Source organism: Massilia sp. CT11-108 (assembly GCF_047302915.1).
Lineage (GTDB): Bacteria > Pseudomonadota > Gammaproteobacteria > Burkholderiales > Burkholderiaceae_D > Telluria > Telluria orientalis.
In genome coordinates this window covers 1-4,636 of record NZ_JBKYMO010000436.1, presented here as the reverse complement: position 1 = coordinate 4,636, position 4,636 = coordinate 1, and the positions used below count along the sequence as shown (strand labels likewise).

Here is a 4,636-nt window from a genome sequence, read left to right as displayed (position 1 = left end):
GTCGCGATGGTCGAGCCGGGCGGGCCGGCGGACAAGGCCGGCCTGAAGGTCGGCGACATCATCCTGAAATTCAACGGCAAGGACATCGAGCGCAGCTCCGACCTGCCGCGCCTCGTGGGCGGCAGCGCCGTCGGCAGCCGCGCCAACGTCACCGTGTGGCGCCGCGGCAGCCAGATCGACCTGCCGGTGACCATCGTCGAACTGCAGGAAGAAAAATCGCCGACGGCCAAGGCGACGCCCAAGAAGCCGACGCCGGACCAGGCGCCGAACGCACTGGGCCTGCACGTGTCGGATCTCACGGCCGCCCAGAAGCGCGAGCTCAAGACGGAAGCGGGTGTGCTGGTCGAGTTCTCCGAAGGGCGCGCGGCGTCGGCCGGCATCCGCCAGGGCGACGTGATCCTGCAGATGAACAATGTCGAGATCACGGGCGCGGCCCAGTTCAACGGGCTCGTCGCCAAGCTCGACGCGAAGAAACCGGTCGCGCTGCTGGTGCGTAGGGACAATGTCTCGCGCTACCTCGTCATCCGGCCGCGCCAATGAGTCTACGTTTTACGCTGTACTCCAGGTCGTACTGCCACCTGTGCGAGGACATGCTCGCCGCGCTGCAGGCGTTCATGGCCCGCCAGGGGCGGGCGTACGCGGTGGACGTGGTCGACGTGGATGCCGACCCGGCCCTCGTCGCCCGCTACGACGAACTGGTGCCGGTGCTCGCCGCGGAGCCGGCCGGCACCGAGCTGTGCCACTACTTCCTCGACGAGGGTGCGCTGCGGCGTCACCTCGGCCTGGCAGAGGCGGCCGCGTAATCAAAAGGGCAATAGTCACAGCTTTTACAGCTTGTTCCACGGATCGAAAGCGAGCCGACCTGCGATAATCGGCTGCATCGATTCCTGAATGATGCATATGGCTGACGGCCCCGACGCTACGCTCGACCCTGCGGACTGGACGCAACTCCGCGCCCTCGGGCACCAGATCCTGGACGACATGTTCGACCACCTGGAGGATATTCGCGCGCGGCCCGTCTGGCAGCAGATGCCGGACGCCGCACGCGCCAGCCTGCGTGCCCCGCTGCCGCGCGCGCCGGGCTCGCTGGCGGATGCGTACCGCAGCCTGCAGGACAACGTCATTCCCTACACCGTCGGCAACCCGCATCCCGGCTTCATGGGCTGGGTGCATGGCGCCGGCACGCCCGTGGGGATCGTCGCCGAGATGATCGCGGGGGCGCTGAACGCGAACGTCGGCGGCCGCAACCAGGCGCCCGTCGAGGTGGAGCGCCAGGTGTCGCAATGGATGGCGGCGCTGTTCGGCTTCCCCGATACGGCCCGCGGCGTGTTCGTCACGGGCACGTCGATCGCCAACTTCATGGGCGTCGTCGTCGCGCGCACGCAGGCGCTCGGGCGCGACGTGCGCGCACACGGTCTCGCGGCGCATGCGGACCTGCGCGCGTACGCGTCGGCCGAAGCGCACGGCTGCATCGCGAAGGCCATGGACATGGCCGGCTTCGGCACCGATGCGCTGCGCACCGTGCGCGTGGATGCCGCCGGCCGCATGGACGTACCGGATCTCGCCGCGCAGGTCGCTGCGGATCGCCGCAACGGGTTACGGCCATTCCTCGTCGTCGCCAGCGCCGGCACGGTAAACACGGGCGCCATCGATCCGCTCGCGGCACTCGCCGATGTCGCGCGTGAACAGGGCATGTGGCTGCATGTCGACGGCGCGTACGGGGCGCTGGGGATGCTGGCGCCGGACGTCGCGCCGCTTCTCGACGGCATCGCGCGTGCGGACTCGCTCGCCTTCGATTTTCACAAGTGGGGCCAGGTGCCGTACGACGCCGGCTATTTTCTCGCGCGCGACGGTGCGCACATGCTCGACGCTTTCGCCGCACCGGCCGCGTACCTGCAGCGCGCCAGCACCGGGCTCGCCGCGGGGACGGCGTGGCCGTGCGACCTGGGGCCCGACTTGTCGCGCGGCTTCCGGGCACTGAAGACGTGGCTGACGTTCCAGGTCTACGGTGCCGACGCCATCGGCAGCTCGATCTCGGCCACGTGCGCGCTGGCCCGCTACCTCGCCGGGCGCGTCGCGGCCGAGCCGTCACTGGAGCTGGCGGCGCCCGTCGCGTTGAACATCGTCTGCTTCCGCTATGTCTGCGCGGATCCCGAACGTGTGAATCGCGAGATCGTGCTCGCACTGTACGACGAAGGCCGCGTGGCGCCATCCGCGACGACGCTCGAAGGCCGCTACGCGATCCGCGCGGCGATCGTCAACCACCGCACGTGCCGTGCCGACATCGACGCGCTCGTCGAAGCCGTGTTGCGCGCCGGCCGCCGCCTGTCATGATCACGCCCACCATCCTCGGCGCCGCCGCCACGCCGTACGCCCCGCTGATCGGCGCCGCGGCCCTGATGCGCTGCGCCTTTTATCGGGCCGACCTGCGTCCGGTCGGCGAACGCCTGCTGGCGCGTGCCCGGGCGCATCCCGACGATGCGAACGCGTGGCTGGATGCCAGCTTCGTCCTGCAATTGCTGGGCCAGCGCGCGGCGGGCCTGGACGTGCAACACCACGCGCTGGCCATCCGGTCGCTGTACGCGCTGCCGGCGCCAGCCAGGACGCCGGCCTTGAACCTGCTCGTGCTGATGGGGCCCGGCGACTTCATGGCCAACACGCCCGTCGAATTCCTGCTGCAGACCTCGAGCATCGCCGCGACCGTGCAATACGTGACGCCCGACCTGCCGCTGCCGGAGGAGGTGCCCGACCACGACGCGCTGTTCGTGGCGATCGCGCAATCGGACGCCAACGCGCCGCTGCTGCGCGACGTGGCGCGGATGCTCGACGGCTGGCCGCGTCCCGTCATCAACCGGCCGGAGCGGATCGCGCACCTGTCGCGCGACGGCGTCTGCGCGGCGCTCGATGGCGTGTCCGGGACACTGGTGCCGCGGACGGTGCGCCTGGATCGTGCGGCAGCAATGCAACTAACCGACGATGCGTTCCCGCTGATCGTGCGGCCAGTGGATTCGCACGCGGGTACGGACCTGCAAAAGGTGGACGACGGCACCGCGCTGCGCGACTATCTCGGCGGGCATGCTGCGGGCGAGTTCTATCTGGCGCCGTTCGTCGATTATTCCGGTCCGGACGGCCAGTTCCGCAAATACCGTATCGTGCTCATCGACGGCAAGCCATTCCTCTGCCACCTGGCGATCTCGTCGCACTGGATGGTGCATTACCTGAACGCGGGCATGGACGACAGCGCCGCCAAGCGGGCGGAGGAGGCGGCCGGGATGGCTGCGTTCGACGACGGGTTCGCGCGCCGTCACGCGGCGGCGCTGGCCGGGATCGATGCGCGCATCGGCTTGCCTTGGCTGGGCATCGATTGCGCGGAGACGCGCGATGGCCGGGTACTCATCTTCGAAGTGGACAACGCGATGGTCGTGCACGCGATGGACGATCCGGGCAGGTATCCGTACAAGGGGCCGGTGATGGAGCGGGTGTTCGGGGCGTTCGAAAAGATGCTGCACCGGGTTATAAGCGCGGCCTCGAATTAGCCGTCATCCCCGCGCAGGCGCACTGCTGTCCGAAATAATTTTTACCGTCGAAAATAGGCCCGCCATAGAGAAAAACCGTCGTTCCCGCGAAAGCGGGAACCCATGCTGACTACTCGAAGTCGACTCTTTATAGCCAACGAGGTGGAAATGGAGAACGTAGTTAGCATACTCAATATGGATTCCCGCTTGCGCGGGAATGACGATGCTATTTCTGACGGTTTTTGAAAACAATATTCCGGACACTAGTGCGCGCAGGCGGGGACCCAAGTCTTACGCGTTGCGGCAGATCCAGATTGGGCTCCCGCCTTCGCGGGGGCGACGGTTTTTCATGCAGCGACAAACTGTTTTTCATCGTTGGCGACGCCCGCCGTCTCGCCGAGTAATTGCCGCATGAACTCCCGCTTCGCCTCGCTGCGCGGACTCGCCCAGAAACTCTCGAGCGTAGCCTGCGGCACCCCGTCGTAATCGACGCGCAACTCGTACGGCCGCCCCAGCAGTTCGCTGTGCACATAGCTCGCAAAGCATTCCGCGAAATCGTCGTACGGATTCGTCGCGCCGTACAGGCTGGGAAAATCGCTGCCTTCCAGGCCGGCATACGCGGTCACGATGGTGTCGCTGTGCAGTTTGTTCGTGCCGTAGAAATCGACGGCGCCGCGCAGGGCGAAATCGGAGCCGCCCCACGGCACGAAGCGCCCGGCGGGGTTCACATGCCAGCTCAGGTCCAGGAAGGGAAACAGCGCGGCCGGCACCGGTTCCCACCAGCGCGGCAGGAACGATCCGCCCGCCGTCACGACGTGGCCGAATTCGTGCAGCATCAGGAATTGCAGGGCGTGCGCGCGGGTGTCGTCGTGCGGGGCGGCGATCGTCGCGGTGAGCGCAAAGCCGGGGCCGCCGAACGGCAGGTTTTCCTTCCACGTGGCCCAGGAATTGGCCGTATGCGTTTCCAGCAGATCCATGTCGAGCAGTACGACGCAGCCGAGGATGCGGCCGTCGACGGCATCCGTGACGATGTCCGTGATGCCCGACGATCCGAGGCCGCGGCCCGTGCACACGCCCAGCAGCAGCGGGTCCACGAGGTCGCGCACGGCGGCCGGCATGCC

At 67.7% G+C, this 4,636-nt stretch carries 5 protein-coding genes; 4 read left to right on the top strand and 1 reads right to left on the bottom strand.

What is annotated here, in order from left to right; genetic code table 11:
• The 4 genes from ACEN88_RS24775 to ACEN88_RS24760 all read left to right on the top strand — a co-directional run.
• On the top strand, window positions 1–540 hold a 540-nt coding region (locus ACEN88_RS24775), incomplete at its 5' end, for a PDZ domain-containing protein (protein WP_413343955.1).
• On the top strand, window positions 537–803 hold the full coding sequence (locus ACEN88_RS24770) for a glutaredoxin family protein (protein WP_413343954.1): 267 nt from the start codon (window positions 537–539) through the stop codon (window positions 801–803). The genes ACEN88_RS24775 and ACEN88_RS24770, both read left to right, overlap by 4 nt.
• Before the next feature lie 88 nt (window positions 804–891).
• Window positions 892–2,334, top strand: a complete 1,443-nt coding sequence (locus tag ACEN88_RS24765) for a pyridoxal phosphate-dependent decarboxylase family protein (RefSeq protein WP_413343953.1) — start codon at window positions 892–894, stop codon at window positions 2,332–2,334.
• A complete protein-coding gene (locus ACEN88_RS24760) occupies window positions 2,331–3,536 on the top strand; it encodes an ATP-grasp domain-containing protein (protein WP_413343952.1) in 1,206 nt (401 codons plus the stop codon). The genes ACEN88_RS24765 and ACEN88_RS24760 overlap by 4 nt, the downstream gene beginning before the upstream one ends.
• Before the next feature lie 326 nt (window positions 3,537–3,862).
• Here ACEN88_RS24760 and ACEN88_RS24755 read toward each other — a convergent pair.
• The coding region (locus tag ACEN88_RS24755; RefSeq protein ID WP_413343951.1) for a hypothetical protein at window positions 3,863–4,636 on the bottom strand (774 nt) is incomplete at its 5' end.

Bases quoted from the DNA above. Each gene is read 5' to 3' on its own strand.
- ACEN88_RS24760 (WP_413343952.1), top strand. From the start codon at position 2,331: ATGATCACGCCCACCATCCTCGGCGCCGCCGCCACGCCGTACGCCCCG.
- ACEN88_RS24770 (WP_413343954.1), top strand. From the start codon at position 537: ATGAGTCTACGTTTTACGCTGTACTCCAGGTCGTACTGCCACCTGTGC.
- ACEN88_RS24765 (WP_413343953.1), top strand. From the start codon at position 892: ATGATGCATATGGCTGACGGCCCCGACGCTACGCTCGACCCTGCGGAC.